The organism is Henriciella aquimarina (assembly GCF_002088975.1).
Taxonomy (GTDB): domain Bacteria; phylum Pseudomonadota; class Alphaproteobacteria; order Caulobacterales; family Hyphomonadaceae; genus Henriciella; species Henriciella aquimarina.
The window spans coordinates 78,422-97,231 of sequence record NZ_NCST01000065.1 but is presented as its reverse complement, the minus strand read 5'-3'; the positions used below and the strand labels follow the sequence as shown (position 1 = coordinate 97,231).

At 59.8% G+C, this 18,810-nt stretch carries 19 protein-coding genes; 6 read left to right on the top strand and 13 right to left on the bottom strand.

Going from position 1 to position 18,810, the window contains the following annotated elements:
* Window positions 1–767, bottom strand: a protein-coding gene (locus B8784_RS10795) for an IS5 family transposase (protein WP_407646482.1) whose coding sequence is annotated in 2 segments (ribosomal slippage) — window positions 1–458 and window positions 458–767 — 768 coding nt in all. Because the reading frame shifts where the segments join, the coding sequence is not laid out codon by codon here.
* Window positions 768–863: 96 nt separating this feature from the next.
* Window positions 864–1,823, bottom strand: a complete 960-nt coding sequence (locus B8784_RS10790; RefSeq protein ID WP_084397968.1) for a UDP-glucuronic acid decarboxylase family protein — start codon at window positions 1,821–1,823, stop codon at window positions 864–866.
* A gap of 474 nt (window positions 1,824–2,297) precedes the next feature.
* Here B8784_RS10790 and B8784_RS10785 point away from each other — a divergent pair, with 474 nt between their 5' ends.
* Window positions 2,298–3,191 carry a hypothetical protein gene (locus tag B8784_RS10785; protein WP_143435428.1) on the top strand — a complete coding sequence of 298 codons (894 nt, stop codon included), beginning with the start codon at window positions 2,298–2,300 and terminating at the stop codon, window positions 3,189–3,191.
* A gap of 45 nt (window positions 3,192–3,236) precedes the next feature.
* Here the strand turns inward: B8784_RS10785 and B8784_RS10780 are convergent, their stop codons facing one another.
* From B8784_RS10780 to B8784_RS10770, 3 genes are all read right to left on the bottom strand, one after another.
* Window positions 3,237–4,376, bottom strand: a complete 1,140-nt coding sequence (locus B8784_RS10780; protein WP_143435427.1) for a glycosyltransferase family 4 protein — start codon at window positions 4,374–4,376, stop codon at window positions 3,237–3,239.
* Window positions 4,377–4,484: 108 nt separating this feature from the next.
* Window positions 4,485–5,429, bottom strand: coding sequence for a glycosyltransferase family 2 protein (locus B8784_RS10775; RefSeq protein WP_143435426.1), 945 nt, complete (start codon window positions 5,427–5,429; stop codon window positions 4,485–4,487).
* Between the two features lie 156 nt (window positions 5,430–5,585).
* Window positions 5,586–6,386 (bottom strand): glycoside hydrolase family 16 protein, encoded by an 801-nt coding sequence (locus tag B8784_RS10770; RefSeq protein ID WP_233356066.1) that lies wholly within the window; start codon window positions 6,384–6,386, stop codon window positions 5,586–5,588.
* A gap of 589 nt (window positions 6,387–6,975) precedes the next feature.
* On the opposite strand from B8784_RS10770, the gene B8784_RS10765 reads away from it, so the two are divergent.
* The 3 genes from B8784_RS10765 (at window position 6,976) to B8784_RS10755 (ending at window position 9,448) form a co-directional block, all read left to right on the top strand.
* On the top strand, window positions 6,976–8,070 hold the full coding sequence (locus tag B8784_RS10765; protein ID WP_084397963.1) for a glycosyltransferase family 4 protein: 1,095 nt from the start codon (window positions 6,976–6,978) through the stop codon (window positions 8,068–8,070).
* Window positions 8,071–8,214: 144 nt separating this feature from the next.
* On the top strand, window positions 8,215–8,781 hold the full coding sequence (locus B8784_RS10760; protein ID WP_084397962.1) for an NADPH-dependent FMN reductase: 567 nt from the start codon (window positions 8,215–8,217) through the stop codon (window positions 8,779–8,781).
* A 16-nt stretch (window positions 8,782–8,797) separates the two neighbouring features.
* A complete protein-coding gene (locus B8784_RS10755; protein ID WP_084397961.1) occupies window positions 8,798–9,448 on the top strand; it encodes an RraA family protein in 651 nt (216 codons plus the stop codon).
* Window positions 9,449–9,471: 23 nt separating this feature from the next.
* Here B8784_RS10755 and B8784_RS10750 read toward each other — a convergent pair whose 3' ends face one another.
* Window positions 9,472–9,942 carry a nuclear transport factor 2 family protein gene (locus tag B8784_RS10750; RefSeq protein ID WP_084397960.1) on the bottom strand — a complete coding sequence of 157 codons (471 nt, stop codon included), beginning with the start codon at window positions 9,940–9,942 and terminating at the stop codon, window positions 9,472–9,474.
* Between the two features lie 173 nt (window positions 9,943–10,115).
* Between B8784_RS10750 and B8784_RS10745 the strand changes: the two genes are divergently transcribed.
* Together B8784_RS10745 and B8784_RS10740 are read left to right on the top strand one after the other, a co-directional pair.
* A complete protein-coding gene (locus B8784_RS10745) occupies window positions 10,116–10,469 on the top strand; it encodes a hypothetical protein (RefSeq protein ID WP_084397959.1) in 354 nt (117 codons plus the stop codon).
* Window positions 10,470–10,638: 169 nt separating this feature from the next.
* Window positions 10,639–11,511, top strand: a complete 873-nt coding sequence (locus B8784_RS10740; RefSeq protein WP_084397958.1) for a universal stress protein — start codon at window positions 10,639–10,641, stop codon at window positions 11,509–11,511.
* An 11-nt stretch (window positions 11,512–11,522) separates the two neighbouring features.
* Here the strand turns inward: B8784_RS10740 and B8784_RS10735 are convergent, their stop codons facing one another.
* The 7 genes from B8784_RS10735 to B8784_RS10705 all read right to left on the bottom strand — a co-directional run bounded on the left by B8784_RS10735 (window position 11,523) and on the right by B8784_RS10705 (window position 18,803).
* The gene (locus B8784_RS10735) at window positions 11,523–13,031 is read right to left on the bottom strand and encodes a L,D-transpeptidase family protein (protein WP_233356067.1); all 1,509 of its coding nucleotides are present in this window, start codon (window positions 13,029–13,031) and stop codon (window positions 11,523–11,525) included.
* A gap of 85 nt (window positions 13,032–13,116) precedes the next feature.
* Window positions 13,117–13,551: a DUF3775 domain-containing protein gene (locus B8784_RS10730; RefSeq protein WP_084397956.1), complete on the bottom strand. Its 435-nt coding sequence runs from the start codon at window positions 13,549–13,551 to the stop codon at window positions 13,117–13,119.
* A gap of 61 nt (window positions 13,552–13,612) precedes the next feature.
* Window positions 13,613–14,281, bottom strand: coding sequence for a PAS domain-containing protein (locus tag B8784_RS10725; RefSeq protein ID WP_084397955.1), 669 nt, complete (start codon window positions 14,279–14,281; stop codon window positions 13,613–13,615).
* Window positions 14,282–14,338: 57 nt separating this feature from the next.
* The gene (locus tag B8784_RS10720; protein ID WP_084397954.1) at window positions 14,339–15,202 is read right to left on the bottom strand and encodes a Crp/Fnr family transcriptional regulator; all 864 of its coding nucleotides are present in this window, start codon (window positions 15,200–15,202) and stop codon (window positions 14,339–14,341) included.
* 208 nt (window positions 15,203–15,410) lie between these two features.
* On the bottom strand, window positions 15,411–16,187 hold the full coding sequence (locus B8784_RS10715; RefSeq protein WP_084397953.1) for a Crp/Fnr family transcriptional regulator: 777 nt from the start codon (window positions 16,185–16,187) through the stop codon (window positions 15,411–15,413).
* Between the two features lie 548 nt (window positions 16,188–16,735).
* Window positions 16,736–17,887 (bottom strand): pyridoxal phosphate-dependent aminotransferase, encoded by a 1,152-nt coding sequence (locus B8784_RS10710; protein WP_084397952.1) that lies wholly within the window; start codon window positions 17,885–17,887, stop codon window positions 16,736–16,738.
* Window positions 17,877–18,803 carry a sulfite exporter TauE/SafE family protein gene (locus B8784_RS10705; protein ID WP_084397951.1) on the bottom strand — a complete coding sequence of 309 codons (927 nt, stop codon included), beginning with the start codon at window positions 18,801–18,803 and terminating at the stop codon, window positions 17,877–17,879. Before B8784_RS10705 ends, B8784_RS10710 begins: the two co-directional genes overlap by 11 nt.
* Between the last annotated feature and the right edge of the window lie 7 nt (window positions 18,804–18,810).

The following is an 18,810-nucleotide window of genomic DNA, read 5'->3' as shown; positions in this document are numbered from 1 at the left end:
CTAGGTTGTGGACTCATAAACCCTGGTCCAGAGTCGCGTTGAGGCGAGGGCGATGGCTGCGAGGAAGTTCCTTGCGAGCTTGTCGAAGCGTGTTGCGCATCGTCTGAAGTGCTTGAGTTTGTTGAAGTATCGCTCGACCAGATTGCGCTGGCGGTAGATGTCCCTTGCGACTGAGCGCTGGACTTTGCGGTCCCGCTGGGTGGGAATGTGAGCCTCCGCCCCGGCCGCTTCGATCTGCTCGATCAGGGCACGGGCGTCATAGCCCCGGTCGGCGACGACATGACGGGCCTGCCTCAGGCTGGCGATCAGGGCGGCCCCGGTGGCCTTGTCGCTGGCCTGGCCGGGCGAGAGCGCCAGGCGGATGGGCAGGCCGGCCTCATCGACCACGGCATGGATCTTGGTGCTCAGTCCCCCGCGAGAGAGACCGATGGCGTGATCCGGCCCCCCTTTTTTCCGCCTGCGGCGTGCTGGTGGGCGCGGATGATAGAACTGTCGATGAAGGCCATGGATTCCGGGCTCTGCTGCGCCAAAGCGTTGAAAACATTGATCCAGACGCCAGCCTTCGCCCATCTGTTGAAGCGGTTGTAGACCGTCGTGTAAGGGCCGTAGCGTTCCGGCAGGTCACGCCAGGGCGACCCCGTCCGCAGAATATAGAAGATGCCGTTCAGCACCCGGCGGTCATCGGTCCGCGCCACCCCGCGCGGCTTGTTCGGCAACAAGGGCGCAATGATCGCCCACTCCGCATCGCTCAAATCAAAACGGGCCATGAGACACCTCCTTCAAGGCAAGTGAATCATGACCCGTCCAATATGGGAATCCCGCTTATGGGTACAGAACCTAGCGGGGACGGCTCGAAGCCAGCTCTATAGCTTCATGGTTTCCCGAAGGAGCCCCCGGAAATACTCGATGGTTGGCAACAATCCCTCGCGCAGCTCGATCCTGGGCTCCCAGCCCATTTTCTCACGCGCGAGTGTGATATCGGGCTGGCGCTGCTTGGGGTCGTCGGCAGGCAGCGGGCGCTCGACGATGCGCGACTTGGCCCCCGTCAGCTCAATGATGATCTCGGCCAGCTCGCGGATCGTGAACTCCCCCGGATTGCCAATATTGACGGGACCCGTGAAATCCTCGGTGTCCATCAGCTTCAGGAAGCCCTCCACCAGATCGTCGCGATAGCAGAAGGACCGCGTCTGGTCGCCCTTGCCGAACACGGTGATGTCCTCGTCCTGCAGGGCCTGAACAATGAAGTTGGAGACCACACGCCCGTCATTCGGGTGCATGCGCGGGCCATAGGTGTTGAAGATACGCGCGATCCTCACATCCACGCCGTGCTGACGGTGATAGTCCATGAACAGGGTTTCCGCCGCCCGTTTGCCCTCGTCATAACAGGCGCGCGGGCCAAGCGGGTTCACATTGCCCCAATAGGCCTCCGGCTGCGGGTGAACGGTGGGATCGCCATAGATTTCGGAGGTGGAGGCCTGAAAGATCTTTGCCTTGCAGCGCTTGGCCAGGCCCAGCATGTTGATCGCACCGTGCACGGACGTCTTCAACGTCTGGACGGGATCGAACTGATAATGGACCGGTGAGGCCGGACAGGCGAGATTGTAGATCTCATCGACCTCAAGCACCAATGGCTGCGTAATATCGTGGCGCATCGCCTCGAAGCGCGGATTGGGCAGCAGATGGTCGATATTGGCGCGCCGGCCCGTGAAGTAATTGTCGACACAGAGCACTTCGTCGCCGCGCTCCAGCAGCCGCTCACACAGGTGCGATCCCAGGAAGCCGGCGCCACCGGTCACAAGAACGCGCTTTGCTAGAACTGACATATCTGCTCCTCAAACATGGAAGGCCACCCGGACACTATCGCAAGTCGTGTTCCTGCGCGCCCCTCCCAATCATCGCAGCCAACCATGCTGCCTCATTGCCGCTGCAGTAGAGGATGGCCGGCCAATTTCAACATTATCTGCGCTGGCAGGATGAGGTGTACCTGCCCCATCCTTAGCCCGCCATAAGGCACCCTCCACGTCCGTCCAGGCGCCCAAGCCCCCCAACGCTGCCGTCAAACCCGATAGTGATGGCTATATCAACAATAAAGTGTGCCACTCCCGCGCCGAGGTGACAAAATAGCGAAATATATCCGGTCAGTTTTGTGATGAGGGCTGATAAAGCGGTCATATTTTTTGCATCTATAATACAAAATAGACCGCTAAGCTTGACAAACACGCCTTCCAAAACATTCTCGCGGCTTTACACTATTCAATGCCGTTATGACCGATCATTCCCACTCCAAAGACTACCTCATGATTTGCCGTGCCGGGGCAAAGGGGCTTCACAATCAATGGGCCGTGCCGGCGGAGGAGAGAAACTACGATCTCCTGATCTCGGCTTATAGCCCGGACACGCCCAAGCCGACCGACGACGACGTCATGTTCGAATTTCGCCCTGGCGCGAAGATCGCCGGCTATATGGAGCTATTCAAAGCCCATCATGAGCTGCTCTCGAAGTACAAATACGTCGCCCTGTTCGACGACGACATCCTGTGCACTGCCGAAGAGCTCTGTGAGTTATTCACTCTCGCCGACAGCAACGACCTGAAGATCTGTCAGCCCGCGCTGACGCATGACAGCTACTTCTCCTATGCCGGCCAGCTAAAGGTTCCGGGCGCCCATATGCGATACGTCAATTTCATCGAGATGATGTGCCCGATCTTCTCGCAAAAGACGCTGTTCCAGATCATGCCCCTCTATTCGATGGGCTACGAGGTCGGCATAGACCTGATCTGGTGCAATATTGCTTATGAGAGCAAGAAAGACTTCGCGATCATCGATTCCGTGCCCGTTCAACACACCCGCCCGGTCGGTCGGCTGAAAACGACGAACGGGTTTGAGGATGGCCGCGACTATCAGGACGATATCGTCGCCTGCAGACGCATATTCGATATCGAGAAATTCCCCCTGGCCTCTTATGAGATCCGCACAGAAAGAGGGAAAACATTCGACTCCAGGCTGAGCATTTTCCTCCGCTCCCTGAGCATGTTCAACGCCACCCTGAAGACAGAACAGACGCGCGCCCGCGCCGTCGCGGTAGGGGCTTACCTTTTTCACACCCTGTTTTCGCCGCGCATGAATGTGCCCTTGTCCATGCACCCGACCGCCAGGCAGAAATTTCAGGAGATGGGCTTCCAGTACGGCTAAAAGCCCCTCCCAGAAAGCGACAGGGAAACGGAGCGTCTTTCCGGCTCAGCGCTCAAGCAGCTCTTTCGACAGCTCGGCATGGCGGCGCGCATAGGCGCGGGAATTGAGATCCCCATGCAGCATTTTGTCGGTGGCCTTCTTCATCCGCCCCAGCGCTTCCCCGGGCGCGTTGGCGAGCGTCTTGACGGTCTCGCGCATAGCCGTTCTGTCCCCCTCGGGCACATACCAGATTTCCTCGTCCGAGAAATAACTGCGAAGTCCTCCGATATCGGTAGCGACCACCGGAACACCTCTGAGCACGCCTTCCTCGACAACGGTGATTCCTGACGCATGCTTGTTCTCGCTGAGAGGCACCACGACGACATCCGCCCATGCATAGGCTTCATAGAGTTCATCGTTCGAAGTCGCCTGAAGCACCTGGATGTTCGGCGTATGCTTCACCGCCGATTGCGGCAGCTTTGTCGACAGGATTTTGGCTTCAAAGTCATCGTCATTGCCGAACGCCTCGATCAGCACAGGCCAGTCGCGGTGGCGGTCATTGCCGAGCGACAGGATCCGCATGGGCTTATGGGGCGGGCGTTCGGACGGCGTCACAGCCGCGTCGTTCGGGATACCGAACGGAATGAATTCACACCGGGTATCTGGGAAAAGCTCGCGCGCCTCATCCCGGTTGATCGTCGCCAGGAAGGTCAGGATATCGGCCTTGCGCAAGAGCCAGCGCCAGAGCCTCTTTCGCAGAGGATCAAGGCGGGGATACTTGTCCATGAACCAGACGGTCTGCAGGATCAGTTTTGGTGGTTTTTCCGGTCGGACCAGGCTCAGCAGCAGGGATACGGCGAGACTTTGGGACTCCGTATGCGTCCAAACCACATCGGACGCCAGGATGCCCGTCCTGTTTCGCCACGCATGAACAAGGTCGAAGCCAAGGATTGCCCGGAAGCCCAGCCGCATGACCCGCCCGGGCAGGGATTGCGGCGCATCGGTCGAGTAGGTCACGCGACATCCGTGATCCTCTGCATGGAAATAACCGTAGGCGAACCGCTCGTTCATGCCGATTAACTCACCGGAATCGTAGACCCGGCTCCACGTGTTCGCGCCCATGCCACGCGCCACGAGGACGAATGCGTTGATCTTGTCTGCACTGGCTTGCTCAGCCGTTGCGTTCTGCTCTTGCGATCCAGCCAATGTCGGTCACCCTTCGGCCTGTAGTCTGAAAACCGGTTCCCTCGTATTTTTTGATTTTATCTCTGCAAATAACGGGCCTTTTCGAGACACGGCCCGCCTTCGCCAGCCCTAGGGCTTGAAATCCAGGATGCGTTCCGGGTGGCATTTGCCCCTGAGCAAGTCGAAAAAAGCGGTCATGTTACCGCGCAGGCGCCCCGGATAGTCCTGATTGCGCTTCCCGATCAGCGAATAGAGAATATTGCCGGCGAGATTTCGCGAGATGAGCTTCAGCCCCGCCCCGTACGACATGTTCCCTCTACAGAGGATATGGACGGGATTGGCCACCTGGGAGTAGCCGAGGCGCATACCGTTCTGGCGTGCCGACTGAACGCCCAGATGGACGCCCTGACAGGCCCGCAGAAGCCTGACATCTCCGATGCGGCGCACTTGTCCGGTATAATCCCGGTCTTCCTGCCAGGCATAAAGCGGCAGCTCTTCGTTAAACTTGCAGGTGGTGGCGACGCTGCCCCGGAAGGCCATGTTGCAGCCATAGGCGCTGCTCATCTCGGTCTGATCCGGAATATCGGTCCAGTGGACCATGGGGTCGAGGTCACCGGTCAGGAATTTACTGGCATTGTCTTCAGTGATGCCGCCAATACGGACACCATCGCCCAGGACCCAGCCTGTCAGACCGGCCAGTTGTGAATCCGCCGCAAAGGCGCGCGCGGCATTCATCAGCCAATCGGCGCCCGGCCTGAAATCATCGTCAAAGAAGGCGACAAATGTGTCTTCGCCCCCAAAGGCGAAGTGCTCGTCCAGATGCTGCAGACAGCGGTTTCTCTGCCGTGGAAGACCCGGCTTTTCAGCCATCTCAAGCGCGCACGCACCCGACTTGACCAGTTCGTGAGCCTGAAGCCCGGCAATGTCGTCGGGACCAGCCCCCATGACGACGATGCCCGCTGGGGGAAGGGTCTGTGCGTTCAGATAGTCAAGCAGCCTGTAAACTTCAGATGCCCGCCCTTTTGTGGCGATTGCCACGAAGGGCCGCGGCAGACGCTCCTCTTCTGTGGCCATGGAAAAGCTTTCTGCTTCTATTTCTAGCGCGCCCTGGATCATGTCTGTCTTGCCTAACACTCGCATTACCCCCTCCCTTTCGCCCCACCGAAGCAATATCCGTTCCAAGCCCGCTTGGCATCAGAATACGCACCCGGCTGGCGAAATGAAGACCTGTTATTTTCTCTGATAGGCGTGAATATAGTCGACCCAGAGATAGGAAGGATCGGGCGTTTCATCGATCGGCCAACCGCTGCCGAGGGCAAGATTGACGAGCATGATCATCCTGGCCCGGAACGCCTTGCGGGTCTCGGTCTCGTGAACAAGCTTCCTGTCGAAATAATACCGCGTCATGTCGTGGTCGACGAGCACGCCATAGGTGTGAAAGTCATCCGTGAGGGAGCCCATATCCTCCAGCATGACGTTTTCCGACCAGCTATTGTCCATGTCGTCGAGATTCCAGACATGGGACACGACGTGATAAACGCCGGGGGCGTGGCCGTAATATTCGACGACATCCAGCTCGCCGCCCTCCCCATCGACCGGTTTGCCCGCCAGCCAGAAGGCCGGCCAGACCCCTTTTCCGGGCGGGAATTTCATGCGGGCTTCGAAATAGCCGTACTTTTGCGCATAGCCCTGCTCGTCGGGCCCATCGGAACTGAGAAGGCCGGACCGCCACTGTCCTGTTTCGTCCTTCTTGGCTTCAATCCTGAGCACACCGTCGACAATGGTGAAGGGAAAGCCGTCCTGGGGGTCGGTAAAGACCGCATCCCCGAAATCGCCCGCCCACGGCGTATGCGCGATCCAGCGCGACGGATCCGTCTTTTCCTCCGGATCATGCCAGCCCCAGGGGGAGACATCGAGCGAATTGAAATCTTCCCGGAAGGTCATCTCAAAGCGTGAGACATCAATCTGGCTGGTATCTTCATCCTCCCCCGCAACCGGTGCCTCAGGGGTTTGACCATCTGAAGAATACACACAGCCCACCAGAAACAGGATCCCGGCTGCTGCCGTGTAAGACAGCATGGCTTTTACTTTGGTTGGAAACCGTGCATCCAACCTGTCCCACTTTGACATAACGTCCACCACCTTAAATCTACCTGTTCACCGTTAGAACAAACCGGAAGAAACTTCGAGCGGTCACCGGCCCATGATCACTCTTTTTTGATGGCGCTTGTCTGGCCCGCGTAAAATCATGGGCGAGTGCCCTTTTTGCGAGCAGCCTGAAAGACCGGGAGGCTCACAGCTGCGGCGGGGCTGAAAACTCATACAGACGCGCGGCGAACCCCTGTATTTAAAGACCTTTTCCACCCTCGGCATTCACATTGCATCCCGGCTTTGAGGGCCGGGTAAAATACGGCGATGGGACAGGAAGGCGTGACGAGGAGATAGCAGTAGCCTTCTGCGCCGGGGATCACGGGAATGCTCGAACCAGCTGCTGGAACACGCAGTTCGGTACAATGGAAGCGAGTGTTCGTCTGGAAAGAGAAATGAATTTAAGGCGCATCTAGATTGGTGTAATCACTTCTATGGGTAAGAATTACTCCTCAAAACTTGGGACGCACGCGTGAATCCAGCAGAAACATTCTATATCAACGGACGGTTTCTCAATGCCCCGCCGCGGGGCGTGCAGCGCGTTGCGCGTGAGGTTTTGCGAGCACTTGACGATCTTCTTGGCGACCGCCCTGGAGACCATAGCTATGTCCTCCTGGCGCCAGGCGATGCCGATGTCGACATTCCGCTGTCGCACATAAAGGTTCGCCACGTCCCCGGCCCGAAAGGGCAGCTCTGGGAGCAGTGGTCGCTCGCAAATGCCGCCAGAACCGGCTTTCTCATCAATCTGGCCAATACGGCCCCGCTCAAGCATCCGCGCAACATTGTCATGATCCATGATGCGCAGACCCACGACACGCCGACTTCCTACCCGCTCGCCTTCAGGGCCTGGTATGGCTGGCTGCAACCCAAGATCTCACGGCGTGCAAGCGCGGTCGCAACTGTCTCGGCGGCGTCAGCGGACGCGCTGGACTTTCACGGCGTCACCCCCAAGGGCAACAAGGCCCAGGTGATCCATAATGGCGTCGACCACGTCCATCACGTCGAAGCTGACCCGACAGTGCTGGCGCGCAAGGGGCTTGAAGGGAGAAACTTCGCCTTAGCCTTTGCCTCACAGCAGGAGCACAAGAATTTCGCGCTGCTCGACGCCCTCTCGCGCCGGCCGGAGCTTGAGGCGCTGACATTCGCATTCATCGGACAACCACCGGCCGAAAGCCCACCACCGTCAGATACGACCGTCTTTCTTGGCGGGGTCAACGATGCCGAGCTGCGCGCGCTTTACGAACAGGCCTTTGTCTTTCTGATGCCCTCGCTGACCGAGGGCTTCGGCCTGCCTGTCGGCGAAGCGATGCTTTGCGGGTGTCCAGCCATTGCCGCCGAGGCTGGTGCCCTGCCAGAAATCTGGGCAGGCGGCGCGCGGTTCGCCCCGGCCCATGACACCGACGTCTGGACCGATCATCTTGTTTCTCTGCTGAACAACGAGACCGAAAGAGCCGCTCTTGTGGAGGCCGGCGAAGCCGTCGCCCGGCAGTATAGCTGGCACAAGACGGCCGAGGCCTTGCGGCACCTGTGTGAATCGGCCTCCGTGCCGCTGCGCCAATCGGCTTAGGCTGGCGACTTTTGGTGCCCCAGTTTCTGAATTCGACAGTTCTGCTCTGAAAACACTTGAAACGGGGGCCACGGTTCCGGCTAGAAAACGGGACCAAATCTGTCACACATCCATATGAGCAGATCGCTCAGGAGCAGAAAATAGATGCCAAGCAAAATTCTCGTCTTCGCCGCGTCATTGCGGACGGGCTCGTTCAACGCCTGCCTTGCCGATCTGGTCGCCTGGCGTCTCGAAGAGGACGGCGCCAGCGTGACACGGCTTGACCTCGGGGCATATGACCTGCCGATCTATCACGGCGATATCGAAGCGAATGACGGCGTTCCGGAGCCCGCAATGAAGCTCCATGAACAGTTCCGGAACCACGACGCTATTTTCATAGCCAGCCCCGAATATAATGCGAATGTCTCTCCCCTTCTTGCCAATGTCCTCGCATGGGTTTCGCGCATTCCCGAAAATGGCGGCATGGCAGCAGCATTCGGCCAGCCTGTCTTTGCCCTTGGCAGCGCCTCGCCGGGCGGATTTGGCGGGTATCGCGGGTTGATGGCGTTGCGCAATATGCTGGAACTTCAGCTTGGCGCCCGGGTCCTGACCGCCATGGTTTCCGTCCCGCAGGCCCATGAGGCCTTCGATGAGGGGGGAAACCTGGTTGCGCCCTTCCCGAAGAAGATGCTTGAAGGGATGCTGGCAAGCATCACGGAAGTAACACGCTGAAAACAAAGGAAGATACATGGACCTCAAGGACTTGGTCGCGGGGTTTCGCGAAGTGGCCACGGCATCCGTTGCCGACGCCATGGATATTGTTTGTGGTCGCACCGGCTTTCTCGATCATGCCATTCGTCCCCGTATCAATGACCGCAAGATCGCCGGCCCGGCGGTCACCGTGCTGGAAGAGCCGACGAGCGAGCACATCGTCCCACAGCATCACCTGGACCTTATCGACGAGGCCGACCCTGGCTCGGTTTTCGTGATCTCGGTGGGCGGAGAAGAGAATGTCGCGGTCTGGGGCGGTCTGGTCACCGCCGGCGCCTATGCCAATGGCCATGAGGCCGCCGTGCTGGATGGCGGGGTCCGCGATATCGCCGAGATCCGGCGCGACTATGACTTCCCCGTCTTCTCTCGCTCGGTCAGTCCGGGCACGTCGCTGGGACGGCTGCGCTCCATCGCCAGCAACGTCCCGGTCACGATCGGGGAGGTCACGATACAGCCGGGCGATCTTGTCGTCGGAGACATTGACGGCCTCGTCGTCGTTCCACGCGACAAGGCAGAAGAGGTTCTGGAAACCGCGCGCGATATCGACCGCAAGGAAGCCGAGCAGACGAAACTGATCATCGAGGCCAGATCCCTGCGCAAGGGGTTGGCCAAGCACGGCCGCATCTAGACGACGCCCCGCCAGGCTTTCCATCAGTTGGAGGGGATCTCGGTGGCCTGATGGGTCACATTGATCCACTGGCCGTCTCGCAGCGCATACACTCTGACATGGCGCGCATGCTTGATCGGCTGCACACCGGCCGGCGTTTCGATGATGTTATGATACCGCCCCGTCACGACGGCGACGGAGCCCAGCATGTTCACATCGTTCTGCTCGATGACGAAGCTTTCGAAGCGATAGTCCCGGTTTCTGAAACCGTCGAGAAACTCGGTCTTCGTACGCACCTTGCCCGAGCTTTCAACATGCACATAGTCGTCCCCGGTGATGCGCTCGAGCGTCTCCACATCGGCCTCCAGCATGGCTTTCAGCCGGACCGCTTCGACCTCAAGGACAGCCGCCTCGGTCTTCTGGCCTGACATGTCGAGAGAGGCCGACTGTGCTGCGGCCGGGCTGACGACAAACAGCCCCGTCAGAAACGAGCGTGAGAGACGCAAAAGTCGCATTCAGTCCTCCAGTCGGAAATATGCGTTATTATACAAGCCCCTGGGCCTGGCTATGCACGTAAAGCGACGTGGCTAGACCGGGTTTTGTCCCAGATCATGTCGCCACCACCCGGACCACCCCAGGATAAGCGCGGAGGCAGGCTACGCTGAAGACGCAATCCGAGGAGAGCATTATGTCGGAAACGCAGGCTCAGTCCGCAAGAGCGGACAAGAAGGACCAGGAGAAGGCTGGCGATGAAACCGTGTCCGAGCATGAGACTCTGGACGTCCTCATGGACTATGACCCGGTCAAGGCGATGGACATTGGTGGAGCCAATATGGACCACCTGTTTTCAATCAGTCAGGAACTGGCGTCATTCTGGGCCGACAGGATCCGGAAGAATGTGTCGGTCTTTCATGGGCTCAGCGACTGCCGCACCCCGGAAGACTATATGACTGTTATGGCAAAGGCAGCGAGTGAAACGGTCCACGACTTCGCCAACGAATTCGACCGGATGGTCGCCATCAACCTCGAGCGCCCGGAATAAGAGACAGGTGCAGCCTCCCTATCTGATCAGGGCAGGTCAAATGCAGGGCGGATGATGCGCAATCCTGCACAAAATACTGCGAAACCATCCCGCATTTGACTTCGCTCAAGGTCGAGGCGCGCCAACCGGCGCGACTGAAGCGGCACAGTCAAACGCGGGGTATTCTCACATGACCTACAAGTCGATCTTCCTTCCGCTGGCCTTCCAGCAAACCACTGCAGAGGTCACGGACTTTGCGCTGACGCTGGCAGCCGCCTTCAATGCCCACCTCCTGGCCCACCATGTACGCCAGCTCCACGACTTCTATCCCCCCGCCGACTTCTACCCGGCAGACGATGGGGCCATCGCCAAGATCATGAGCGACCATGACGAGGCCACCGCGGCGATGGCACAGTCGATCAAAACGGTTTTCGAAGCGCGCTGCGAAACCGCCAAGGCGTCTATCGTGCCCGAAGCAGAAGCGCTCAAGCAGAACGGCGTGACCGCTTCCTGGCGCCAGGAGATCGGCTACCCTGCCCAGAGCTATGGTCTGGCCGCACGCACCAGCGACCTGGTCATCATGGCCATGCCGGATGCGAAGAAGAACAGCCTTGAACGGGACGTTTTCGAAGCGATCCTCTTCCAGTCAGGCGCGCCGGTCCTGCTCATCCCGCGGAGTGGGCTCGACAAGGTGCCCCAACGCCCGCTCGTGGCCTGGGATGGAAGCCTTCAGGCATCGAGAAGCGTCCGCGCGGCCCTGCCCCTCCTGGCGCCTTCCACGACCACGACCCTGCTCACGGTCGGGGAAACCGACACGGAAACCCCACCCATCGACGTGACAAAGCTGTGGCTTGAACGCTGCGGCGTCACGGTCGCCGAAAAGGCTGTCGACTGGCCGCACGGACCGGTGGCCGAACGCATTCTCAATCAATGTGAAGCGACCAATAGCGACCTTATTGTCATGGGCGGTTATTCGCACTCAAGGCTGCGGGAAAGCGTCATTGGTGGCGTTACCCGCGACATACTCCACCACGGCAAATACCCGCTTCTGATGGTTCATTAAGCCGGTTCGGATCAGTCTTCTGGCGGCGCCTCCAGCGCGGCCAGAAGTTCGCCGTCGCGCTGATAGACATCGTCAAGATAGCGTACCCCGCCCGCCCCATCGCTCACCGCTGTGAGGTAGAGGATATGGATCGGGACCGTCCGTGCCAGCTCGACACGGACCACCTCGTCTGACGCAATGGCGGCTTCGATGGCTGCTCTGTCCCAGTCTTCGGTCCGGGACAAAAGCCATGTCACAAGATCGACCGGCGCCTGGACACGCAGGCAACCCGAGGAAAGCGCACGCTGGGACCGCTCGAAGAGGTCGCGGCGCGTGGTGTCGTGCATGCGGATCTCATAGGCGTTGGGAAACATGACCTTGACCCGGCCCAGCGGATTGTACGGCCCGGGCGCCTGACGCAGCCGATACGGGAAAGTCGCGGGCGACAGCGCTTTCCAGTTGATCGAAGACGGGTCCACCTGCCTGCCGGCGCCGTTGATGACCTGAAAGCCCTGCAACTCGACGGCGCCTGGATTCCATTGAAATTTCGGCAAGAGGTCGTAGCGGGCAAGCCGGGATGGAACCTCCCACCAGGGGTTCAGGACAACAGCCTCGATCTCGCTCGAAAAGAGAGGGCTTTGCCGGGAGGGCTTGCCAACCATGAGCCGATGGTCCTGACGGGAAACGCCATCCTCCACAGCGCTTGCCTCGAAGGCGGCGATATTGGCTCGCACATGCCGCTGGCCGAGATCGTCTGGCATCCACCGCAAGCGCTCCATATTGATGCGGAGCTGTTCCATCCGGGCCTCCGGCCCGCGATTAAGGGCGCGCAGCGTCGCCGGCCCGACAATGCCGTCGGCGTCCAGCCCCTGCGCCCCCTGGAAGGCCTCGACCGCAGCAACCGTCGCCTCATCCATGCTTTCCGAAACCTGCTCGTCACTGAGCTTGCCCAGCGCCACAAGCCGCAGCTGGAGGGCCCGCACACGCTCGCCCGACATGGACGTCTTGAGGACTGGCCCATCCGGCACCTCGGCAATGGGGGTGGGCTCTTCCTGCCGCAGCTTTTTGAGTTCGTCTTTCAGCAGGGTGTAGGCCGGATTGGCCGGCGCGAATTGCTCAAGGCTGGTCGAGACCGTTCCTGTCTCAAGCGCGACCGCGAGCGCCTTAGGCAAATCGGCCTTCCGGGCCGCCAGTGACCAGCCAGACGCAACCGTGTGCGGATCGACTTTGCCGTGGAGCAGGTCTCCTGCCGCCGAAAGCCAGGCCTGGGTGGCCAGGTCATCATCCACCATCCCGTCCTGCGTGGTCAGGGCCAGATCATTCAGATGATAATGGCTCGGGTCCAGGCCATGGGCCCGGAGGCCCTCAATGGCCTCGATGAGTCCCTGGACATCCTGGCGGGTCCAGTTGGTTCGAAGGTCAGCCTGGAGCCTCGGCGGTGTCGAGACGTGTTGGACATCTGCGGGCGGTGCCCCTGCGCTTGTCAAAGGCCAGGCACTCACGCCGCATGCAAGCAGGCTCGCGAGAAATATTGCTCTCATCATATCCCTTGGGACAGAGGGGTGATTGTATCGCCGGACCCGTTTTCAGGGTCCCGCATTCGCCGGAATAAGGGCAGGTGTCGTCCTAGGCCTGTCCGTAGTCTTCTGCAGGATAGCCCAGATCGTCGAGCGCCTGAAAGAGATACTCTCCGGCAAGTGGCGTTTGCTCGATATAGGACAGGACGTGCAGGGGTTCGGTCTCACGCGCCTGACGACGCGCCGGCGCCCAGCTGCCGTCAAAATCACCCCGCCCGTACCAGACCAGGGCCAGAAGATCATGCTGATCATCGATGTCGAGAGCTTCGATCAGGCCGGCGATCTCCGCCAGGCGGGGATCTCTTTCACTGGTGTCGCTCTCGCCCTCTACCAGCTCGCCATCCTCCGGCACCACCGTGCTGTCGATATCTTCTTCTTCGTTCTCGGAAGGATCGAAATCTTCCGACTCATATTCCCGCGCGAGTTCTGCGATCCGGTAGGCGATTGTCGGGTCGATCGTCAGATCGAAAGACCTGTCAGCCATTATGGCCTCCTTCTGAGAGCGTAACGGAATAGGTCAGGCATTCCGCACAAACCAGCTCAACTTACTGCACGATATGGCTTCCTTGATCTCCATCAAATCCGCCAAGCGGAGCTGCTTTGGAAACCTCACCGGTGACATCTTCAGTGCGGTGCAACAGGAGCTGGAGCTTACTGTCCCTGTCGAAAACAGGCGTATTGACCATCTTCCAGTAGCGAACCAGAAAATCCCCGGACGGGCTCCGGATATCGTACCGCTGCACCGCCATGCTGTCGGCACGCCCGGTGACGACGGCCGTTCTCAGGGAGTTGAAAAGATTGCTGGCCCCGTCGGCCTGCGCATGCCCCGGATTATCAGGGAACATGTCGAACAGCTTGTTACCCACGATCTCGGCGGGCTTAACGATAGTGGCCCGGGCAAAGGCGTCATTCACATCGAGGATGTGCAGGCCAGCGCCCGGATCGATCAGAAGACAAGGATGGGTCACCTCGTCGAAGTTCACAAGCGACCGGCAGTCCGTCTCGGGCCGATCGCATGACGAGGTCTCGCCAGATGGCGGCGAGCTGTCGGTGAAGACCCCATCGGCCTCGGCATCCTGATAGGCCAGCTCTCTCTGGAGCTCGTAAATCTTGGCACTGAGGAAACGCCGCGTCGCGGGATCGACTCCCTCTTCAAGCAGAAGCCGGAAATGCTTCAAATTCTGACGGGCTATGAATCTGTCCAGGTTTTCCAATAGTGCCTCCTGCTTGCAGCAGACTCTCCGACAAATCGCCGGCATTGGTCGATGTCATCACAGAACAGGGCTGACCCATCGCCCGATGGCCAGACCGTCGTCACCGCCTTCGGAGCCGCAACAATCCTCCCCCTCCGAAAGGCTCGCTGCCTCCGGCACTCTCAGGCGTGTGGGAGCCCCCACATGAGAGACGCCGACGAAATGCTGCAGCCCTTCATGGCTCTGGATGTCGAAACGGCGGGCGGTGTGAAGCCTGATCAGCCCCAATTCATCGAGCTTTCGGAATGACCGGCTGACCGTTTCGAAGGTGAGGCCCAGATGATCTGCGAGGTCCATCCTCGACATAGCGAGGTGGATCGACCACACCCTGCCCTCATCTGCCAGTTCGAGGATGTAGTCGGCAACTCTCTGATCGGCGCTCATATGAGCCAGCCGGAAGCTTGCCCACTGCCTCTGCGCGACTTCCTCTGTCATCGTCCTCAGAATGGCGCACCGCGCCTCAGGGACCTGCTCGAAGGCGGCATCGATGTCGGCTGTACGGAACATGACGACCTCACAGTCCGTCACGGCTTCGGTCGAACAGATATGGCGGTCGCCAAACTGGAGGCCAATCAGCGAACCGGGACCGCTGAAATCGTAGATAAAGCGCCGTCCATCCGGATTGATCCGAAAGCAGCGCATCATTCCGGAGACGATGCCGACGACATGATCCTTGGTGTCGCCTTCCATGGCGATGTGCTGGTTGGCGTTGAACATCCAGCGCGTTCCGGCAATCGACGACTGGAGGACATCGAAGGCCCGGGCGGTCTGCGACCTGGATAAAACGCGCGCGCCCGAGGACCGCCGATTGTGTCGCTTTTCAATCGTCCTGTATCGGGGGTCGGGCTTGCCGCGGGCATAAACGGGTCGAGGGCTACCCATATGAAAGCGATCTCCATAGAGATGAGAAACGGTAGAATTATCCAATAGTGAGAATTTTTCTCAGGCTGATGTCTGTTCGATAGCGAACACTAGACACGCAATTTTTGATTGCTTCCGAGCAATGCCTCGCGCAACCAATGCGACAGTCGCGGCCGTATTCGAAGCGCCATCACGCGATGGCGGTATGACCGCATTTTTTGAATGGCGTTCAGACCTTGAGACGCCCGCTCAGAAGCCGTCCGCTGATCGATTTGACGGCTGAGTAGCACTCGCAGGCCTGGGCCTCGAGCCCGGCACGGTTCGTGACCGTAATCCGCCCCCTGCTATACTTGATATGTCCGGCCTTCTGCAGCCCGCTGGCGGCCATCGTGACGCTGACGCGCCGGACACCCAGCATCATGGCCAGGAATTCATGCGTGAGGTGGAATTCCTCGGCAAGCGCGGAGTCGTGGCAGACGAGCAGCCATCTGCAGCACCGCTCCTGCGTGGAGTGCAGACGGTTGCAGGCCGCCGTCTGTGCAATCTGGGCAAGGATGACATGCACATATCCCTCGAGCAGGTCATGTAGAAGCGGGTCTTCCGCCATGGCCCTGCGCAAGTCGGCCACCGGTATCTTCAACACTTCGCCAGGGATCTGCATGATGGTTTCGAACAGGGCCGTGTCGATATCGAAAAGAGCATTGATGCCGGTGACACCGTCCGTCCCGATCGCACCGATTTCGACCATCCGGCCATCTTTCATCGTCTTCACGAGAGAGACCAGGCCATGATTGACGAAGTAGACGTGCCGGATCGGCTCATCGAGCTCGTACAGGACAGTCCCCTTGTCGAACCTCACAGGCGTTAGGTGTGGCGCGATACGATCGAACGTGCTGGCGGGCATAGCGCCCAGCAGCTTGTTATTCAGCCCCTCTGCCCCCGCACTCAAAGTGGACCTGCAAACAATCGTCGAATTGGGGGCATTGTAGCACCTGTTGGTCATCATGCCCGGTGCCTTGGTGACGGCCAGGCTATTTAAATCTCGTTCTGATCTTCAAAATAGACATATCGTTTGCCGTCCCATGCAATATTGAGAAAAATCAATTCCACTAGGCTGGAATATGAATATGAGTTACAAATCAAAGTGTTATGTGCGCAGCTCTGCGACCGGCTCACGCAATTTCGACATCGCCGCAAATCGTATTTTACGGATGACGGCTGTGGATAAATGGACTTGCGGTTCATCACGCTGCCGCGCGAGAACGAACGCGAATCAGCTTGAAAGCCAGAAACGACGTGCGGGCTGCCCGGGATCGGCAGCCCGCACGGTGGCACTCATATCTGGAGCGGGATGCGAACACCCCATTGGCCCATGAAGGGGTACCGGAACCGGGCCTTCACTTGCCCGGCACAATAAAGATCGGGCGAAGAGCGGTGCGCCATTCTTGCCGAACAGCTCACCCCTCTTCGCCCGAAAACCCTTTGCCCGACCCGGGGCTGAAACGCGGTTGCACCGCCACCCCTGCCTACAGCCTGGCAGGCATCAGCCCCAAATCAGGCGCCGACAACCTCCGGCAGGGCACGGCAGAAGCGCTCGACATCCTCGATGCGCCCCATGGAGACACGGCTCAGATCCGTATAGTCCATGTATTGTCCGCGGATGGCGATCTTTTTCTCCGCGAGGCGTGCCCGCAGATCCTCAGCCGGCAGGCCGCTCTTGAAGTAGACGAAGTTCGTCTGGGACGGCAGATATTCCATCCCCAGCGTGTCCAGCGTCGACGTCACCATCTCGCGGGCCTCGACGATCTTGCCGCGTGACATCTTCAGGAAGCCCTCGTCATTATAGCAGCCGATGGCCCCGCCAAACGAGGTGCACGGCGTCCAGGACATGGCCGTCGCGCGGATCTTTTCGGCGGTCTCTTCCGAGGAAATCGTATATCCGACGCGAATGCCGGCCATACCATAGATCTTCGAGAAGGTCCGCGTGACGACCACATCGTGGCCGGCCTTGACCAGCGGGATACAGGTGGTCGCATCCGGATCGTCAGCCAGTTCGATGTAAGCTTCATCGACCACGACCGTCGTCTTCGCCGCCATGCGCTCAACCGCGGGGCGGATGACACTGCCCGGGAGGACCAGGCCGGTCGGATTGTTCGGATTGCAGAGCTGGACCATGCCGATGTCGGAGGTCGCTTTCGCCTCCATGGTCGGAAGGTCGATCTCCATGTCCGAGGTCAGAGGCACGCGCTGGATTTCAGCCAGACCGAGATTGGCCGCATAAAGAGCCGTCGTGTCCCAGAAGAGCCGGGGCGCCAGGATCGGCCCCTTCGGCCCGTTCATCAGCGCGAGCGCACTCAGGGCCTCGCCGGAACCGGTCGTTATGACAATCTGGGCCGGATCCAGGCCGTGGCGCTCAGCGATCAGTTTCTGCAACGCAGCCGTCGAGCGCATGGAGGTGTAGTAGGCCCCTGCTTCCGCGGCCTTGCTGATGCCCTTGAGAGCTGACGGTGCCGGTCCGTAGGGGTTCTCATTGCGTGAAAGCTGGGCGAGCCCCTCTTCCGGACCGAACATGCCCGATGTCGATGGGCTGGGCGGAAAGGCGCCTTGCGCCTCTGCCGTGAGCGAGGTCATCCCGGCCGATGCACAGCCGGCCAAGCCTGCCATACCCGCACCGAAAAATGCCCGCCTTGAAAGATCATATGCCATTCTTCTGAACTCCTTCATCGATTGTTGTCGCAGAAATATCCGAGATGGCGGGTATCTCCTCTTTATGCCCGCCGGCTGAAAACGCGTTGAAAAGCATGAGACTGGAGGTCACGAGGAGATAAATGCCGAAGACCTTGCGCAAGCGCATGGGGTCCAGGCTGTGAGCCACAGCCACACCGACCGGAGCCGTCAGAACGCTCATGCCGGCGATGCCGACAAGCGCGATCAGGTTGACATAACCGATCGAACCGTAAGGGAGCCCCTCCTCGCCGAGCCCGATGATCACCGAGCCAATGGCCCCGGGAATGGCGATCAGTGTCCCGAAACCGGCCGCCGTCGCCACGGCCCGGTGCATGGGCTGTCCACTCAGTGTCATGATCAGGACAGCTGGTGTGCCGCCACCGATCCCCAACAGGGCGCACATGCCGCCGAGAAAGCTCCCCAGCCCCCCGCGCAGCATGCCCGTCGGCATCGTGGGAGAGACCGGTGCGCGCTTGGCGAGAACCGGAAACAGGAAGTGCCACGCCATGACGAAAACACCGATGCCGAAAATCAGGCTGAGGCCCTGCCCGTTCATGTAACGGGCGATCACCAGGCCGACGCCGACGCCGAGCACCACATAGGGTGCCCAGCTCTTGAGAATGTCGAAGTCGACCGCCCCGCGCTTGGCATGCGACTGCACAGACCGGAGCGAGGTAAAGATGATGGTCGCAAGCGATGTCCCGATGGCAACATGCATGATGTGGTCGTTGGTGGTGGCCCCGCCCCCGGTCGACACCAGGGAGAAGACCGCCGCCAGCGTCGGAACGACGACGAAACCGCCGCCGATCCCGAAGAGACCGGCCACGAAGCCCGCCAGGGCCCCGGCGGCAAGCATGGTGACTATGAATGGAAGTAGTTCAATGATGCTGGCCATGCCGAGC

Bases quoted from the DNA above. Each gene is read 5' to 3' on its own strand.
- B8784_RS10705 (WP_084397951.1), bottom strand. From the start codon at position 18,803: ATGGCCAGCATCATTGAACTACTTCCATTCATAGTCACCATGCTTGCC.
- B8784_RS10760 (WP_084397962.1), top strand. From the start codon at position 8,215: ATGCCAAGCAAAATTCTCGTCTTCGCCGCGTCATTGCGGACGGGCTCG.
- B8784_RS10785 (WP_143435428.1), top strand. From the start codon at position 2,298: ATGATTTGCCGTGCCGGGGCAAAGGGGCTTCACAATCAATGGGCCGTG.
- B8784_RS10735 (WP_233356067.1), bottom strand. From the start codon at position 13,031: ATGAGAGCAATATTTCTCGCGAGCCTGCTTGCATGCGGCGTGAGTGCC.
- B8784_RS10710 (WP_084397952.1), bottom strand. From the start codon at position 17,887: ATGGCATATGATCTTTCAAGGCGGGCATTTTTCGGTGCGGGTATGGCA.
- B8784_RS10750 (WP_084397960.1), bottom strand. From the start codon at position 9,942: ATGCGACTTTTGCGTCTCTCACGCTCGTTTCTGACGGGGCTGTTTGTC.
- B8784_RS10720 (WP_084397954.1), bottom strand. From the start codon at position 15,202: ATGGGTAGCCCTCGACCCGTTTATGCCCGCGGCAAGCCCGACCCCCGA.
- B8784_RS10715 (WP_084397953.1), bottom strand. From the start codon at position 16,187: ATGATGACCAACAGGTGCTACAATGCCCCCAATTCGACGATTGTTTGC.
- B8784_RS10755 (WP_084397961.1), top strand. From the start codon at position 8,798: ATGGACCTCAAGGACTTGGTCGCGGGGTTTCGCGAAGTGGCCACGGCA.
- B8784_RS10730 (WP_084397956.1), bottom strand. From the start codon at position 13,551: ATGGCTGACAGGTCTTTCGATCTGACGATCGACCCGACAATCGCCTAC.
- B8784_RS10790 (WP_084397968.1), bottom strand. From the start codon at position 1,823: ATGTCAGTTCTAGCAAAGCGCGTTCTTGTGACCGGTGGCGCCGGCTTC.
- B8784_RS10740 (WP_084397958.1), top strand. From the start codon at position 10,639: ATGACCTACAAGTCGATCTTCCTTCCGCTGGCCTTCCAGCAAACCACT.
- B8784_RS10745 (WP_084397959.1), top strand. From the start codon at position 10,116: ATGTCGGAAACGCAGGCTCAGTCCGCAAGAGCGGACAAGAAGGACCAG.
- B8784_RS10775 (WP_143435426.1), bottom strand. From the start codon at position 5,429: ATGGCCACAGAAGAGGAGCGTCTGCCGCGGCCCTTCGTGGCAATCGCC.